The following is a 17,089-nucleotide window of genomic DNA, read 5'->3' on the forward strand; positions in this document are numbered from 1 at the left end:
TTAAGCGTCGATGGCTAATTGGCATTCGACGCTTTATGGTTAATTATCTGATTACTATAAACGTCACTAACGTAAGTAGGTAATTGCCACGCACCACCAGCAAAGCCACGACACATGCCCGTGGTTGCCTCTTTTGAAATCACAAAAGACTTCCCATTCCATACCCACTGTTTTTGTCCCCAGCAGTCACCTAACCCGCGACCTTTTTGAGTCGACCAAATCTCACCCTTGGCATACTCTGAACCAGAGGTAGTGATAAGCTGAGGCTTACTGGGTTTAGCGTTGTCTATCAACCAATACCCATAACCCATATTATAAGCGCCACTCCAGCACAAATGACTGGCCAAGGTATGAGCACTATCTACTCGAGTAAAGGTCCAGTCAAGACGATTTGAGTCATATCGTTTGAAGGATTGATATTGTTCAGACTTAGGGTTTGCCAGTTCACAATCCCCCATTTCATCTTGAGTACCCATTAGGCTTTTAGAGTCTACGTTTATCCATTTTTCAATATTAGACTTAAAATAGTTAAGCTTTGCGGGCTCAAGCGTCGTTTGTTTTTTATCAGAAAAAGCAAACGCTTTATGAATAATAGGTTTTGTTACCGCTGATTTAGGGACTTGCTTATTACGATGACTCTGACTGACCAGCGCCAATGAATTGCCTACTCGACCTTGTACCTCATCTAATTTGAGTAACACCGCACTCATGCCTTTATCACTGACTTGCCAGCGTGTACTACCCACCTTAGAAACAGCCACTATCTCGATTTTAGTATTTTGACTCGCCTGCTTAAGCAGAGCTTGGGTCTGTTTTTGGTTTAACTGATAAACATCGCCATCTGAACTGACGCTTAATTGACCATAAAACTTATCATTTAGCCACAGCCCAATGTCCTGCTTACTAGCTGATTTTAATGGTGGTAAAAATTGTACTTCCACCTTAGGTATCATCTGCTGAGGTACGGCGGTGATCAAAATTGTGGCTGGTCTGTCAAAGTTATCTTCGCTTGAATAACCGGCTGCCCGGCAGGTCAACGTATTATCACAGACCAATTGCCAATCATCTTTATTGTAACCCCAATCCTCAAACGGTTTGCCATAGCCTTCTGCCGCTAAAGCAGGTAAGGTCATCACTGTAGACAATCCAAATAAAGCTGCGCTTATTAAATGCAATTTGCTCATTAGGCTCTGTCCTGTCTGTTTAGTGAAGTTGAAAATGGCGTAGTTTAACTGGAACGGCTAATTAGTAATGAGTGATTATTTGGTCGCTATTAAGGTGGCTCGCATCGGCGCCGGATATCCTTCAATAGTTTTGGTCGGGTCATCAGGATCTAAGAAATCTTTAAGCGATTGATACGTCATCCAATCTGTCGCACGCTGCTCTTCCACTGAGGTGATATCAATATCCACACACTTCACCTCACTAAAGCCCACTTTCTCTAGCCAGCCGGTCAAGGCAGCCACCGATGGAATAAAATAAACATTATTCATCTTCGCATAACGATTGTGCGGCACTAACACTGTATTGGCATCACCTTCGATGACTAACGTCTCTAACACCAGCTGTCCGCCAGTCATTAACTGATTTCTCAATTGGTTTAAATGCTCAAAGGGTGACTGTCTATGATACAGCACCCCCATACAAAACACCGTATCAAACAATTGATTGCCTTGATCTGAGCTTGAGGGTAATTCTTCTAAACCTACCGGAATGTAATGGGTACGATAGCCTACTCCCGTCTTATCCGCATCCATATCGGTATCAAAGCCGGCCACAAAATGACGAATGGCCATAAACTGATGATAAAAAAGACAAGACGGATCAATAATAACAACTTGTTTGGCGCCAGCACCCGCCATACGCCAGCCGTGATAGCCTGAACCGCCGCCCACATCGAGTACGTAACGGCCTTCAAGCGTCCCTAAATGTGGCTTAATACGATTCCATTTCCAATCACTGTGCCATTCGGTATCAATAAACACCCTATTATCGCCAGTACCAATCTGAAATGGGCCCTTACGCCACGGCATCAACTGCTTCATCAAGGCCGTTATCTGCTTACTTTGCCCATCGTTTAATTGAGCCTCTATGGTCAACACGTCACTGTTTAAGTCTACTCCGTTGACTTCGATTTTTGGTAGATTTTCTACCGCAGATAAATAGGCTGGTGCATGAGCATAGCGGCGTTTGTCTTTCACGTCACTGAGCCACTGTGGCAAGTTTGCCAACCACTGGGTGGCAATGGGACGATATTGGGCACGTTGAATCAGTGCTAGATAAAGTTCACGTTCTGCGGTTTCGATGGTTTTATTGGTCATAGACGGTTCGTTATGTGTTTGAATGTGGGGTGGCAATTATTACAGTGCTTGTATTTTAGTGCTTATTATAAGGGGTATGGTGGTGCGCGTGAACTTAGATATGCAATAGATATCGGTTAGACGTGAAAATGACTATAGATAGCTAACAAAATGAACTAGAACTTTCCTTGTTGCTTTTCTTCCTCCGTACGTAAATCATCGTATTCAAATCCTCCCCTTTCATTTTTCTCTTCTCTGAAAATAATTTTACCTTCTTTGAACCAGCCTAAGACATTTTCTGCATCGCTAATAACATCGGGATAAAACATATCGATAACATCATTAGAATCTTTGACCAATTCGACTGGATAAGAGGTATCTATCAAACATAAACCATACTTTAAACCTAGCTTTTGCAAGAACTCATAACCCATACAATATAGCTCGTATGTCATTAGAATTGATTTTGCACAGTTTTCATCTCTATCAATGATTGAGCATAGATAGTCTTTAATACGCTCAACTTCAAACTTATACCTATCAACAAACTTTGCAAAGCTTATCTGAAATTCCTTAAAACTAGACTCATGACTATAATCGAAAGAAATCAATTCAAGATATAAATTTGGATTTAAAACTTCCAACTCGTCATTTTGATATAACCACTGCTCAAAGTCTTTGAGACTAATCTTTTGAATGATAACTTGATGAATCTTTTGTTCGAGTAAAAATGGGATTGAGTTCATGCTTTTTCCCTAATGATAGCGTCAGTCTAAAGAGCAACAACCATCTTCAATCGGACTGCCATGCTCATCAAATAAATTTTCTACGCCATTTTTGGTTGCTTTAATTTGGGAGGAACTTTCAATAACCACATCATCATACTCAAAAGGCACAATGATATTATTGTCTTTATCTATCACTCCCCAATAGCCATTTTTACGCACTGCTGTCATACCACTATAAAACCGATACTTATACTCAGTACTGGTACGCCAATCTTCAACATCAATATTTGGGTCATCATATTCGAAGGGTATAGCTGTTTGCCCCTTTTTATCGATAAAGCCGAACTTATTATTTTTCTTTACTGCTGCTAAATCTTCTTCAAATTCGATGGCTTTTTGATATTCAAAAGGAACTACTGTTTCAAACTTATGATTAATATAACCCCATTTACCCTCTCTTTTTACTGCAAGTAATTCATTGAAAATCGATGCGAAAACAATATTATCAAAGTTTTTAGTCGTCGCTAACTTGCCATCATTATCTACAAAAGAAAAGCCATTAGAGTTTTCTACATAAAAAAGATTCGGATTTATTCTTCTTATCTTCTGATATTTAAACGGGACAATCGTATTATTATCAGTATCAATTAACCCGTAAGTATCAGATTGTACCTCTTCATCTTGGCTGTGTTTCCGAGTTAGATTTTCAGGATTATAAGACACAATAGCACGTCCATTTTTGAAGAAGTCAGCACTATCATACAAAAAAGGTATCACTACTTGTCCCGAGGCATCGATATAGCCGTATCTACTATTGTGCTTAACCCAAGCCTTAGACTCATTAAAGACACCAACATTATCCGCCCAATACGGTAATAACAACTCACCCTTAGTGTTTATAAAATTACAGCGTTTATCCTGACATGCTCTTGCCCATCCTGCTGAAAACCCAAGGATGTCATCATAGATGAGGGGTACAACAACTTCATCAGAAAATGATATTAAACCGTATTTAATATCATCATCCTCTTTAATGCTAACTGCTAACACGTCACTATCAAGACCTGAAAGCCCCGTCATGTCATAAACAATTTCATAGTATTTAGGCGCAATAACAACCTGACCTTTTTGGTTCACTAAGCCTTTTTTAACGTTATCACCGTCTGGCTGTGCTATCAAAATTTCTGCATAACCATCATGGATTAACCCAATATGATCATAAATAATAGGCAAAACTACTTTACCTGTGGTGCTGATGATACCCTTTTTATTACCTTTATAAACTCTTAAAAATCCATCTGAAAAATACCGAATTGCTCTATACTCCGGTGCAGTCACCTCTTCACCTTTGGCATTGATTAAACCATAATAGTTGTTATCTAATTCATCTTTTATGCCAAAAACAGAAACTCCCTGATGCAGGCAAGTCACCATAGTATATTTTGTATCTGTCATATCTATAGCAGGCTTTTCGCAGTCTTCTGCGGTTTCAAGAAAGGAATCATCATTAACAGTATCAGTAGCACCTGCTGAGAAAGGCAGGATGGTAGCAGCAAGTAGTAATGCTGTTTTTAGGAGGTTAAAGCTTGCACTCATGGACTATCCTTTATCAGCTGATAGATTAATTTCCTGATTTTAAATTTACCGTACTGCTCTAATTTAACCTTTTCCGTTAGGGATTTATTTGAGAGTAACCGGCAAACCCGAAACTACCAAAGTCGCTTTATCAGCCACTTGTGCCAAATATTGATTGACCCAGCCTTGAAGTGCCACAAACTTTCGACCTTCTGAAGTGCTGGCATGTAAGCTCATACCAATTTCATTGGAAATAATAAACAGCGTAGCGTGATACTGATTAGCAAAGTCGCATAATTGGTCAATTTCTTGCTTAGCGAGTTCCAGGCACTTTTCAATATAATAGTCATAATCCATGACGTAATTGGCCAGCCATAAGGTGACACAGTCGATAACGATCGTAAGTGGCTTAAGCGGTTGGTTAATGTGTTTAGAATGATTTTTTGGGCTGTGTTTTGGATGGGACTGCTGACTGTCAAAATATTTGGTTAAGGCGTTGGCTAAATTTATATTGGCCTCGATAGTACTCCAATTACTCTTTGATTCTGCTCTATCCTCTATATGACGCTTTACCCTATTAGCAAAATCCTCATCCAACACTCTTGAGGTGGCCAAATAGTAAGGCTGGTCACTTATTTGCTCAGCCAAGGATTGCGCCAAGCTACTTTTGCCTGAACGTTCGCCACCGGTTATGTAGTGAATCACTAAAAGGCAATCCTATTTAAACGCCACCATAGAAGCAAAGTTTAAAAACTGAAACCAAGTCAAACTGCGACTAAAGCCCACTTGTTTTAAGCGCTGATGGTGTAACTCTAAGGTATCGGTAATTAGCACGTTTTCTAAAGCATTACGTTTACCACTAATCTCAAGCTCGCTATAGCCATTGGCACGTTTAAAGTCATAGTAACGCTCTACCAACCAAGCGTCATCTTGTTCATCGCCAGTATGGTTCTTTTCTGTTAGTACTAAAATACCGCCATCATTAAGGGCGTTATACACCGTTTGTAATACTTGCGTTCTATCTTCAGGCGGTAAAAACTGTAAGGTAAGGTTTAATATCACCATGTCACAAGGCTCAAACTCAAGCTCTCGAATATCAGCCGTAATGACTTCGATATCATGGTCTGGGTAGTTTTCTTTAAGCAGTACTTCTGCCTTCTCAGTCATAGCCGGAGAAATGTCTACTGCTTTTATTTGTAGCTCGTCTGGGGCAAACCCTCCTGTTTCATTAAGAAGTGCCATAGTCGCACCGCCCAATGAGGTACCCAAGTCATAAACTCGGCTGATACGTTGGCCTTTGTCATTTATCTGCCCAAACTGACAATGACGCTTGGCGAATATCGGCAACATCGCCAACATCTGACCATAGCCTGGCACACTACGACGAATCATGTCTGGGAAGCATGCCACTACTTGCTCATCAAAGGAGAAACGGGCAGCTTTGTCTAGTGGCGTGGTAAAAACATTATCATAAACTACAGTATCAGGTTGTACAGGCTTAGGCGCGGTATCCACAGTATTTGACATTTCAAATCTCTTATTCAAATCACAATACGCTGTATTATATCATTACTGTTTGTTACTTATTGCGGTTCCCTGTCCTGATAAAATTTAAGGGCAGACATAAGTTCTAATAAAACATAAGTTCTAATAAACAAGTTTCGATAAAAATAAAGGAAAAAATATGCAAACGATTATTTTAGGTGGCGGCTGTTTTTGGTGTACTGAATCTGTTTTTCAGTCAGTAAAAGGGGTGCAAAAAGTCACTTCAGGCTATATGGGCGGTGAAGATGCGGCTTTAGCCAATTATAAAGATGTGTGCTCTGGAACAACGGGACACATCGAAGTAGTGCGTGTCGACTTCGATGACAGCATTGTGCCCTTAGAGGTTATCTTAGATATTTTCTTTGCCACTCATGATCCTACGACTCGTGATCGTCAGGGCAACGATGTGGGTAGTCAATATCGTTCAGTGGTATTTTACACCGATGAAGAAACGCAAAAGCCAACTATCGACCGCACTATCAATAAATTACGTGATATGGGACTTGGTATCGTCACTGAAGTACACCCTGTGCATGAGTTCCATGTGGCCGAAGACTATCATCAAGACTACTTTAATAAGAACCCAACACAAGCCTATTGCCAAGCGGTTATTCCACCGAAATTGAGCAAGCTACGTAAAGAGTTCAAGCAGTATCTGCAGCAATAAAATTCTGGGTGGTGGTTCAAAAAGTAGGCTAACATTAGACATACCCATGATTGATGTAAAAGAAAGCTAAATCAAAGGCTTTAAAGTGATTTTCCAGCTTTTTAGAAAAGTTACAACTTCGCCTAAATGCTCGCCTTACTCGATGTCTGATAGTGCAATTATTGCCTTCAATGCCGACCGTGAAAAACTTGCCGATGACTTGGGTAAAGCCCTTAAAACCGGTAACAAAGCTATCCCAGGTTTCACTAGCGATTTTAGCACAACTGACGCCTAAGGCTTCCAGCTTAGCTTTAAGCTTTTTGACAGTGTCAAGGTCTCGTTTTCCCCACACATAGGCAACAATTTCACCTGTGTCACGGTGATAGGCATAAATTAGCCATTGTTTGTTAGTCTTTTTACCTACGAATGTCCAAAGCTCATCGACTTCAAGACAGTCATATTGCCTTTGCTTGGGGGTTATTTGGTAGTGACACTTTTTTAGGGTGGCTAGTACTTTGCCTTTGCTGATTCTCTCAACGCAAGCGATGTCTTTTATGCCACTGCCTCGAACCATAAGATGTCGTATTTTGCTATCTTTTTGGGAGTGACAGCCTTGGTACGTTAAGGCATGGTCGCCAATAAACTGCCATTTGCAGTCTTTGCATTTATAGTTTTGTTTACCATAGCTTTTGAAGCCATTTTTCTTTATATTGTCACTTAGACAGGCTGGGCATTTGATGTATAGTGTGATGTGCATTTCACTATTTTATCAATTTCTCAGCCTGTTTTTTTCAGCCTACTTTTTGAACCACCACCAAATTCTGTAAAAAAAGTAAGCGGTAAACTAGTGAGCTGGGGCTACGTAAGTAGCTTCCAGCTTTTTTAATGCCACCCGTTATGAAATCAGATACACTTTAAATCAAAGCAATAATCGTCAATAATAATCATCAATAATAAAGATTAATAACAGCGCTTAACGATAAACAGCAGTAGCGGATGCCAATAATCAAACATTATCCCCTTTAAAAGAGCCGTATTATGACTCCTGAATTTTGGCAAAAAAAATGGCAAAGCAATCAGCTTGGTTTTAATCAAAACAAGCCCAATCCGATGTTGATTGAGTACCTACCGACCCTAAATCTAGCACAGGGAAGCCGTATATTTGTGCCGTTGTGTGGCAAAAGTATTGATATGCTTTGGCTTGCTGAACAACAATTTAATGTGGTCGGCGTAGAGTTGGTAGAGATAGCTGTGGCGGAATTTTTTACTGAAAACAATATTGCCGCTAGCGTCCACCCTCATGAGAGCGAGCCCAATCTTAAGTACTATCAAGGTCGTTATAATAATAGCGATATTATTATCTGGGTAGGCGATATCTTTTTATTGAACCAACAGGATATCGGAACGGTCGATGCCATATATGATCGAGCTGCTTTGGTTGCTTTGCCAGACGATGGTACGAATGACTCGCTACGGTTTCGCTATGCTCAGCAACTGATTAAACTGGCACCAAAAGCTCAGCAGCTTTTATTAAGCTTTGGGTTAAGTGGGGTTGATGAAACTGAGTATGCCAATTATTCAGGACCTCCTTTTTTAATTCCCACTCAAAGAATTCATGACTACTATCAACACGCTTACCAACTCGTTCTACTTGAATCTCATGAAACCCAAAAAGTAAACAGTGAAGGCAAACCTTTTTTAAACCTAGCTTGGCATTTAATACCTGCATAGCCTTAATACCTGTACAGCCCATAATGCCTGTAACGAAATTAGGATTAATTAAAACAAGATGCTAGCTAGTTTTGATATTTATTGAATTAAATTGATTTAACTACCCCTATTTTAACTGACTACCTTAAGGAACTGACTTGTTACCGACTCTAGAATACAGCAAAATTGATGAGCTGGATGCAATCACCATTACTGCTTCTAATTATCATGCTACCGTGTTATTACAAGGCGCGCAGCTGATACACTTCTCTACCCAATATGAACCTGATAATTGGCTTTGGGTCAGTGAAAAAGCTGAATACAAAGCAGGTGACTCAGTTCGAGGTGGAGTACCTATATGTTGGCCTGTCTTTGGTCAGTTCGATGCCAACCCTCAGGCCGTAAAAGACAGTTTCGCAGACTGCCGTTTTGATTTGACACAGCATGGATTCGCCCGTACTCAAGTTTTTGATCTTGAAATGTTCAACCCGCTTCATGTAGATGATGCCCTTAGACACTACGCAAGCTTGACTTTAAACTTACCAGAGCTTAATAATTTTCATCCTAAGCTAGATTTGCAGGTTAAATTCTTATTTAGCTCTGACGGCTTTAGCATTAGTTTAATCACCAGCAACCAGAGCGAGGATACGGTACATTTTTCTCAAGCGCTACATACCTACTTACCCACAGCAAATATTGAAACCACTAAAATTAGCGGGTTAGATAAAGTTACCTATACCGACGCTTTAGATGGTTGGACCACCAAAACTCAGCAAGGTGATGTGACTTTTAGCGAAGGCGTCGATCGTATTTATCACGATGCTCCTTATCTGTCTGCTTATACTTTTGCACCCGGTATTCCGATTATAAGAAATAAGGGCAGTAACAGTACGGTGGTTTGGAACCCTTGGCATACCAAAGCCCACGAAATCTCTCAATTTGCCAAAGATGATTATAAAAAGATGCTATGTATAGAGACAGCCAATGCTCATTTAGACAGTATCGCTTTGGCACCAGGCGAAAGTCATGAGCTTAGTTTAACAATGAACATGCTCCCTTCCTAATCTAAGACACCTCTATCTTAACCCTACCTTTTTAACACGTTTTCTTATGGTAACCAAACCTGCTCATACCTTTTATTTAATCTTCATTTTGGTTACCCTAAGATTGAGCATCCTAAAACCTATGTTTTTGACAGATTTATAACGCCGATAACCTGTTTTTACTTTTATTATTCATCTAGTTTTTACTTTATCCCTCATTCTAATACTATAAATAACTGACTCTCATTAAGGAATCATTCTATGCTGCCCACTCGTATTGCTGCTGCTATAACCACAGCCATAGGTCTATCATTGGCTGCAACCAGCGCCCAAGCTGCCCCAGAGGCCCCTTATTTATCTAATTCTCAATTCCAACAATGTTTAGATGGCCTCAAAAACTCAAGCACCTTCCGTGGTGTCAGTAGCTCTACTTTTGAAAACTACCGTCCTAGCGAGCCTGACCCAAGTGTTATTGCTTCACTAAATTACCAGCCAGAATTTCAAAAAGATGTTTGGGATTATCTATCTTCACTGGTAGACAAAGAGCGTGTTGAAGATGGTATTCGTGCTAAGCGTGAAATGGCAGACACTTTACGTCGCATCGAATCGCGTTACGGGGTTAAAGCGGAGCATGTATTAGGCGTATGGGGCGTTGAGTCCAACTTTGGTCAGACTTTAGGTAAAAAAGACTTATTTCAATCATTGGCCACTTTATCTTGTTTTGACCGTCGCCAGTCTTATTTCCGTGGTGAATACGCCAATGCGCTAAAAATCGTTCAAAATGGTGATATTGCCGCCAGCGATATGAAAGGCTCTTGGGCAGGTGCTTTTGGTCAGACTCAATTTATGCCAGGGACTTTCTTAGACTTAGCCGTTGATTTCGATGGCGATGGTCGCCGCGACTTGGTCAATAGTAAGACTGACGCTCTAGCCTCAACTGCTAACTTCTTGGCAAAACGTGGCTACCGTAGCGGTGAGCCATGGGGTTATGAAGTTAAGATACCAGCCGGCTTCTGGGGTTCAAATAGCCGTACAGACAAAAAATCAATGAGCTACTGGCGTGACAAAGGCTTTACTTTAGCTGACGGCCGTCCCTTACCTTATGATTTAAGCAGTGCAGGTTTGTTATTGCCAGCAGGTCTAGAAGGACCAGCGTTCTTAGTGGGTAAAAACTTCGATACTTTCTACTCTTATAATGCGTCGGAAAACTATGCTTTAGCGATTGCTCATTTGTCAGATTTGATCGAGAGCGAGAACAGCAACAAAACTGACTTCATTACTGCTTGGCCAACCGATGATGCAGGTATCAGCCGCCAACAAGCCAAAGACATCCAGCAAGGGCTACTTAATGCCGGATATGACATTGGTGAAGTCGACGGTATTATTGGTGACAATACCCGTAAAGCGATTCAGCAGTATCAAACCAGCAAGGGCGTATTCCCTGCCGATGGCCGTGCTGGTCAAAAGTTCTATCGCTTGATTATGGGCAATCATGGTACTCAGTCACAGCCTAATTACTCTCAGTACAATCAACCGATTAGTCAGCCAAGTAGTCAGAGTAATACCAGTAACGACAGTATCGGTCGTCTTATTCAACAACAAGATGGAGCTCGTAAAGTGATGTCAGAAGACGGTAATCTCCGCATTATCCGTATTGATAACGGCCAGTAATTTAATTAGCTGATTATTAAGCTTGTTAAACACAGCTCATTAAATTTAGTTCATAAAAAAAGCCACGCAATTGCGTGGTTTTTTTTATAGTTTAATCTTTTAACTGTTTATTGGGCATTTAAACAATAGGCGGTGGGTTTGGTTTACCGTTATCACCATCCCAATTTTCCTGAGCCTTTTTATCTAAGTCTTCAGGTGTTTTATGTTCCCACTTACCATTTTCTTTCCAGGTAGCGTCGCCCCAATCGTTGTCTTTTTCATCATCCCATTTTTTGTAAGTACTGCTAGGATCAATGCCTCGACGCTTCATGTCTGCAACTTGCTCTTCCAATGTATGATACTGATCCGCATCATGCATCGTATCTTCTAACTGGTTAATCTCTTGTTTTAACTTATGATCATTATTATTAGTCATATTATTATCCTTAGACCTGTTAGGTCACTGTATTTTAAAGCATACTGAAGTTAGAATTATTGACATACTCCCACCACCAAACCTAACGGTTATGGTGGGGGAATCTTTGCGACCCATAACAACCTAAGTTGTTACCTTTCGCCATGCCACCTACGCTGATAGGTATAGGCATGGAGGAACTCTTTACACAGTAGCACGTCCTGCTACATCAGCTAACGCCTGAGAGCGTATATTGCTTGCTGCATTGGTATCACGGTCATGCTGTGTTTGACAGCTAGGGCACGTCCAATTTCTGACTGACAACGGCAGAGTATCTAATTTGTGATGACAATGCGAACAAATTTTACTACTAGCAAAGAACCGATTTACCTTTAGGATATTCTTACCATACCAATTCGCCTTGTAGGTAAGCAGGGTAACAAACTGCCCCCAACCCACGTCATTAATCGCTTTGGCAAGTTTACGGTTCTTTACCATGTTTTTCACACCTAAATCTTCTATCGCATAGCTTGTCGCTTGGTTTTCACAGATAAGGCTATGCGTGATTTTGTGATGTAAGTCTAATCGAGCGTTGCGTACTTTTTCATGAATACGAGCAACAGCTAATTTTTGTTTTTGATAGTTCTTACTGGTCTTTTGTTTACGAGCAAAGATTTTTTGCTGTATAGCAAGTCGTTTACTGGCTTTGGCTAAATGCTTTGGGTTATCAAATTTGCTACCATCTGATAGATTGAGTAAGTGACTAATACCTAAGTCAATGCCAACCGTTAATCTAGGTTCAATGGTCGTAGGCGTTGGCAACATATCAGCATTATCAACCAGTACGCTTGCATAGTATTTGCCTGTGGCGGTTTTACTAATAGTAACGGTTTTGATATTACCAACAAATTCACGGCTAAATACGGTTTTGATGCCTTTTATTTTAGGTAGATTGATAATACCTTGCTCAAAGTTTACGGTGCAATGTTGAGGGCATTGATAACTACGCTGTGGGATTTTTTTAGATTTGAAACGTGGAAATTTGGCATGACCTTTGAAGAAGTTAGTAAAAGCGGTATAGACATTTAGTAAGGCATTTAGTAGTGATTGGCTATTGACCTCGTTTAGCCATGCAAACTGAGCTTTCTTTTTCTTTTTTACTAAATGGCTTTGGATTTTGCTACGTGATAATGATTTGCCAAACATAGCATAGTAGCGTTTTTGCAATGCCAACGCCCAATTGAACACAAACCGACTACAGCCAAAATGCTTTTCGATTAGCACTCGCTGTTCGTAGTTTGGGTAAATTCTGTATTTATAGGCTTTAAGCATAGTTTGTCAGTCAACTTGAATATAGGTATAACTTAGCATTATTTGCATTTAGCATCAATTATCAGCAATAAACCTAAATCCTTAGAATAGGTCGCCCGTGCTTACATCTCCACCTAAATAAAAGATTATAGGTGAAGAATTACGCACGATAAGTTAAATTCTACTGTAAGCCATGACGTTTCACAAACCAAACTCGTATGCTTTATATTACCAACTCAAGCTTTTGGTAACTTAATGACTGTGATCTATCAGTAATAAGTAGACAATAACCCAGTAGCGACAACCTACCAGCAGCAAGGGGCTATTTAAGCCGACTCACGATAAATCAACCGTTGTACTAAGCGCGTCACCTGTGCCAAGTCCGCTTTGGGGTCAGAAACAAAGAAAGACAGCTTACTCTTAATATTCTTAACTTGGCTGAAATCATTTGTCCCTTGCGTGGTATGACCAATATATAATTCGCTTACTGAGGGAATTTGAAATTCAGTGTCTATTAGTTCAATGGTTGTCGGTCTAGCATTTAGTGATTCAGTGCTTAGTGGTCCAGGATTTATTAACTTAGTGCTTAGTAATTCGGTGCTTAGCGACTCGCTATTTGATAGTTCGGAGCTTAGAGATCCATTGAGCGCCAACGACTGAAATTGCTGAAGTAACGCCTTAACCCGTGCTGCAATAGCGGCGCCAGAATCTACCACTTTAATGCCTAAATTCTCGCTCTCTACCTCAGCTAACACAAACTCTCTGAAAAAAGGATAGTGGGTACAGCCCAATACCAAATGGTCTACTCTTTGCTCAGCAAATCTTTTTAATTGACACTTTAAGCGTTCTGGCGTTTCACTGTCTAAGGGCATTCCCGCTTCCACCCACGGTACAAGATTGGGATCAAACCACTTCATCACATTGACGTTAGCTGGCAAAGCATAATCGCTGATCACCGTATTTAACAGTTCACCATCTAAGGTGGCTTTGGTGGCCAAGACCGCCACATTTTTGCTGTTGCTGTTTAAAACGGCGGGCTTCAATGCCGGAACCAAGCCAACAATAGGAATATGCGGATGTTTCTGACGAGCATGCGGTAGTGCATGAGCCGACGCACTGTTGCAAGCGATAACGATAAGCTTACAGCCTGCAGCTACTAGCCAGTCGACCGCAATTAAGGACAAGACTTTGATTTCGGCACTTGACCTCGGCCCATACGGCACATTTAGGGTATCGGCGTAATAAAGATAATGTTCATTAGGCAGTTGCTGTTTAAGATGAAGATATACCGATAAGCCGCCCACACCCGAGTCAAAAATACCAATGGGCGCTGAATAAGGCAGGAGTACAGAAGAAGACGAATTAATTGCGGTTTGGGTTGCCATGGCCTGCTTGCTACTGTTAATAGATCAAAGCCGGCACAGTATTGAGTCTGTACCAGCTTAATAAACTGCTTATAAAAATAAACTAATTGCTCACTGTTACTGAGTAGGCCTTGACACCACTGTGTAAGGTCAAACTGGTTTTGCCATCATGCTCAGTGAGCTCACCAATTTTAGTCAAATGCATCAATACATTGCGTGAGACAAGACCTTTCATACCAAAACGAATCTCGATATAAGGTCGCTCTTCACCTTGATACTCACCCATTTCAAGCGGATGCTCATCATCTAAGTGCACCACATCACCCGTACTGGTGATAAATTCAATAAGCGACGTGCCCTGCTCTTTTTGCTCAATAACATTTACCTCAGTGATTAAAAAAGGCACATCTTCTACATTAATACGCAGCTTTTCGACAGGGGTTTTTAAATAATACTCAGACCCTTCTTGCCACAATATGGACGCAAACAAATCTACTAAAGATTGACGCGTAATTTTAGTGCCCTCATGCCACCATTCACCATTGGCTTTAATGACTAGATCCATCTCGCCTTGACGCTCAGGCTGCCACTTTTCAAGAGGAGGAATCGAGCGACCACGACGGTCACTGGTCTCTTGTTTGATAAACTCAGACAATGATTCTAAACTGCTAGCTGTCTGGGCAGGATTCTCGTTTGACTGTTGCTGGTTTGAGTGTGACATTATAATTATATCCTTTATTATTCTTACTAACATTATCTTAAAACAATAGGTATTGTTACTTTATCACGACTGAGTCACAAATCGTGTCGTCTTTATCCAACTTTTATTTTATAATGGGTAACTAACTGCAACCCTTTTTTTATATTTCCGCAGCTCAAGTCATGAAATCCTGCTTTCTATACTTAACTGTCGTTGCTTATTATGCGGTGGGGTATAGTGACGGGTATTCAAATTAATGTTTGCTAGCGATTAAATTAATAGTGTCCACGCCTGCCGTTAATATGTGGTGTTGGTATGATTAAGCCAGCTATAAGGAGTTTAAAATGCAAGATGAACAAATAGAACGTGAGTCAATGGATTTTGATGTTGTCATCGTTGGGGGTGGTCCCTCTGGTCTTTCAGCAGCCATTCGTCTACGTCAACTCGCTCTGCAAGCTGGCCTAGATGAATTCATGGTCTGTGTGGTAGAAAAAGGCTCTGAGTTTGGCGCTCACATTTTATCAGGTGCGGTAATTGAACCCCGTGCTTTGAATGAACTGATTCCAGATTGGAAAGAAAAAGGCGCGCCATTAAACGTACCGGTTAACGAAGATCGCATTTATTATTTAAATTCATCACAACGTTCAACTAAGGTACCTGATGCTCTTGTGCCTGCCCCAATGCACAACCATGGTAATTACATTGTGTCATTAGGTAATGTAGTACGCTGGTTGGCAGAACAAGCAGAAGAGCTTGAAGTTATGATGTTCCCAGGCTTCCCAGCATCTGAAATTTTATATAATGACGATGGGTCAGTTCGTGGCGTATTAACCGGCGATATGGGTGTGGCATCTGACGGCTCAAAAAAATCAGGCTATGAGCCAGGCTATGAGCTAAATGCCAAATACACTATCTTCGCTGAAGGCTGCCGTGGACATTTAGGCAAACGTCTTATCAGCCGTTTTGCGCTAGACAAAGACAGCGATCCACAACATTACGGTATCGGTATCAAAGAGCTGTGGGAAGTTGACCCAAGCAAGCACGAGCAAGGTGTGGTTATGCACGGTCTAGGTTGGCCATTAACCGAAACGGGTTCGACCGGTGGTTGGTGGTTATATCATGATGAAAATAACCAAGTGAGCTTTGGTTTGGTGATCGACTTAGCTTACCACAACCCATACATGTCTCCTTTTGATGAGATGCAGCGTTTAAAAACCCATCCGGTAATCAGACAGGTATTAGAGGGTGGTAAGCGTTTGTCTTATGGCGCTCGTGCCTTAACCAAAGGGGGTCTAAACTCTTTACCTAAGTTAACTTTCCCAGGTGGTGTATTGGTTGGTGATGATGCAGGTTTCCTAAACCCTGCTAAGATCAAAGGCACGCACACTTCGATGAAGTCAGGTATGTTAGCTGCTGAAGCGGTATTTGAAGCGCTACAATCTGGCCGTCAACATGATGAAGTTGAAAGCTATTGCCAGCGTTATAAAGAGTCTTGGTTATTTGAAGACAATCAGTCAGCGCGTAACTTCTCGCCAGTCATGCACCGTATGGGCCAATTCATGGGCGGCGCTTTTACCTTTCTCGAGCACAACTTACTTAAAGGTAAAATGCCACTGACTGTTCGTGACACGACGCCTGACTATGATAGTCTAGATAAGGCCAGTACGTCTTATAAGCCTCATTATCCGAAGCCGGATGGTAAGTTAACTTTTGATAAGCTGTCTTCAGTGTTTATCTCTAATACCAACCATGCAGAAGATCAGCCTACTCACTTGAAGCTTACCGATCCTACAATACCGGTAACTGTGAACTTACCTATCTATGCCGAGCCTGCACAGCGTTATTGTCCAGCTGGCGTGTATGAGATTGTGAAGGATGCAGAAGGCGCTAAGTTTGTGATTAACGCACAAAACTGTGTTCATTGTAAGACCTGTGATATTAAAGACCCTGCACAGAACATTACTTGGGTAACCCCAGAAGGCGGCGGCGGTCCTAACTATCCAAACATGTAGTCTAATACGCTCATGTTTTTAGGTATTGTTATGATTGATACCTTATAAACAAGTTACCGCTTTATAAAAAAACCCCGTTCAATGAACGGG

Annotated in this window: 16 protein-coding genes; 5 read left to right on the top strand and 11 right to left on the bottom strand. The window is 41.0% G+C overall.

From position 1 onward, the window contains the following. Positions 1-14: 14 nt before the first annotated feature. The 6 genes from LK453_RS02385 to cmoA all read right to left on the bottom strand — a co-directional run bounded on the left by LK453_RS02385 (position 15) and on the right by cmoA (position 6,130). Positions 15-1,184, bottom strand: a complete 1,170-nt coding sequence (locus LK453_RS02385; RefSeq protein WP_201541791.1) for a DUF1176 domain-containing protein — start codon at positions 1,182-1,184, stop codon at positions 15-17. A gap of 75 nt (positions 1,185-1,259) precedes the next feature. After that, complete coding sequence (cmoB, locus tag LK453_RS02390; protein ID WP_201541789.1) at positions 1,260-2,321, bottom strand: tRNA 5-methoxyuridine(34)/uridine 5-oxyacetic acid(34) synthase CmoB; 1,062 nt, start codon at positions 2,319-2,321, stop codon at positions 1,260-1,262. A gap of 155 nt (positions 2,322-2,476) precedes the next feature. Continuing rightward, a complete protein-coding gene (locus LK453_RS02395; RefSeq protein WP_201541786.1) occupies positions 2,477-3,046 on the bottom strand; it encodes a hypothetical protein in 570 nt (189 codons plus the stop codon). A gap of 21 nt (positions 3,047-3,067) precedes the next feature. Then, positions 3,068-4,624: a WG repeat-containing protein gene (locus LK453_RS02400; protein WP_201541784.1), complete on the bottom strand. Its 1,557-nt coding sequence runs from the start codon at positions 4,622-4,624 to the stop codon at positions 3,068-3,070. Positions 4,625-4,708: 84 nt separating this feature from the next. Continuing rightward, positions 4,709-5,308, bottom strand: a complete 600-nt coding sequence (locus LK453_RS02405; RefSeq protein WP_201541782.1) for a bifunctional adenosylcobinamide kinase/adenosylcobinamide-phosphate guanylyltransferase — start codon at positions 5,306-5,308, stop codon at positions 4,709-4,711. A gap of 12 nt (positions 5,309-5,320) precedes the next feature. Beyond that, the gene (gene cmoA / locus LK453_RS02410; protein WP_201541780.1) at positions 5,321-6,130 is read right to left on the bottom strand and encodes a carboxy-S-adenosyl-L-methionine synthase CmoA; all 810 of its coding nucleotides are present in this window, start codon (positions 6,128-6,130) and stop codon (positions 5,321-5,323) included. Between the two features lie 157 nt (positions 6,131-6,287). Between cmoA and msrA the strand changes: the two genes are divergently transcribed. After that, entirely contained in the window at positions 6,288-6,815 is a 528-nt protein-coding gene (gene msrA / locus LK453_RS02415; RefSeq protein WP_201541778.1) for a peptide-methionine (S)-S-oxide reductase MsrA, read from the top strand. 34 nt (positions 6,816-6,849) lie between these two features. Here the strand turns inward: msrA and LK453_RS02420 are convergent, their stop codons facing one another. Beyond that, a complete protein-coding gene (locus tag LK453_RS02420) occupies positions 6,850-7,551 on the bottom strand; it encodes an IS1 family transposase (protein ID WP_227954051.1) in 702 nt (233 codons plus the stop codon). Between the two features lie 281 nt (positions 7,552-7,832). Here LK453_RS02420 and LK453_RS02425 point away from each other — a divergent pair, with 281 nt between their 5' ends. The 3 genes from LK453_RS02425 (at position 7,833) to LK453_RS02435 (ending at position 11,218) form a co-directional block, all read left to right on the top strand. Continuing rightward, the gene (locus tag LK453_RS02425; RefSeq protein ID WP_201541774.1) at positions 7,833-8,525 is read left to right on the top strand and encodes a class I SAM-dependent methyltransferase; all 693 of its coding nucleotides are present in this window, start codon (positions 7,833-7,835) and stop codon (positions 8,523-8,525) included. A 137-nt stretch (positions 8,526-8,662) separates the two neighbouring features. Then, positions 8,663-9,568: a D-hexose-6-phosphate mutarotase gene (locus LK453_RS02430; protein WP_201541772.1), complete on the top strand. Its 906-nt coding sequence runs from the start codon at positions 8,663-8,665 to the stop codon at positions 9,566-9,568. Between the two features lie 240 nt (positions 9,569-9,808). Beyond that, the gene (locus tag LK453_RS02435) at positions 9,809-11,218 is read left to right on the top strand and encodes a lytic murein transglycosylase (protein WP_201541770.1); all 1,410 of its coding nucleotides are present in this window, start codon (positions 9,809-9,811) and stop codon (positions 11,216-11,218) included. 118 nt (positions 11,219-11,336) lie between these two features. On the opposite strand, the gene LK453_RS02440 is transcribed toward LK453_RS02435, so the two are convergent. From LK453_RS02440 to LK453_RS02455, 4 genes are all read right to left on the bottom strand, one after another. After that, positions 11,337-11,633 carry a hypothetical protein gene (locus LK453_RS02440; RefSeq protein WP_201541768.1) on the bottom strand — a complete coding sequence of 99 codons (297 nt, stop codon included), beginning with the start codon at positions 11,631-11,633 and terminating at the stop codon, positions 11,337-11,339. A gap of 183 nt (positions 11,634-11,816) precedes the next feature. Beyond that, positions 11,817-12,944, bottom strand: a complete 1,128-nt coding sequence (locus tag LK453_RS02445; protein WP_227954052.1) for a transposase — start codon at positions 12,942-12,944, stop codon at positions 11,817-11,819. Between the two features lie 305 nt (positions 12,945-13,249). Beyond that, entirely contained in the window at positions 13,250-14,308 is a 1,059-nt protein-coding gene (murI, locus tag LK453_RS02450) for a glutamate racemase (protein ID WP_201541915.1), read from the bottom strand. Between the two features lie 82 nt (positions 14,309-14,390). Further along, complete coding sequence (locus LK453_RS02455) at positions 14,391-15,008, bottom strand: DUF1285 domain-containing protein (protein ID WP_227674428.1); 618 nt, start codon at positions 15,006-15,008, stop codon at positions 14,391-14,393. Positions 15,009-15,331: 323 nt separating this feature from the next. On the opposite strand from LK453_RS02455, the gene LK453_RS02460 reads away from it, so the two are divergent. After that, positions 15,332-16,999: an electron transfer flavoprotein-ubiquinone oxidoreductase gene (locus LK453_RS02460; protein ID WP_201541911.1), complete on the top strand. Its 1,668-nt coding sequence runs from the start codon at positions 15,332-15,334 to the stop codon at positions 16,997-16,999. The last annotated feature ends 90 nt before the right edge of the window (positions 17,000-17,089 follow it).

Origin of the sequence: Psychrobacter sanguinis, from assembly GCF_020736705.1 — a bacterium.
GTDB classification, from domain to species: Bacteria; Pseudomonadota; Gammaproteobacteria; order Pseudomonadales; family Moraxellaceae; genus Psychrobacter; species Psychrobacter sanguinis.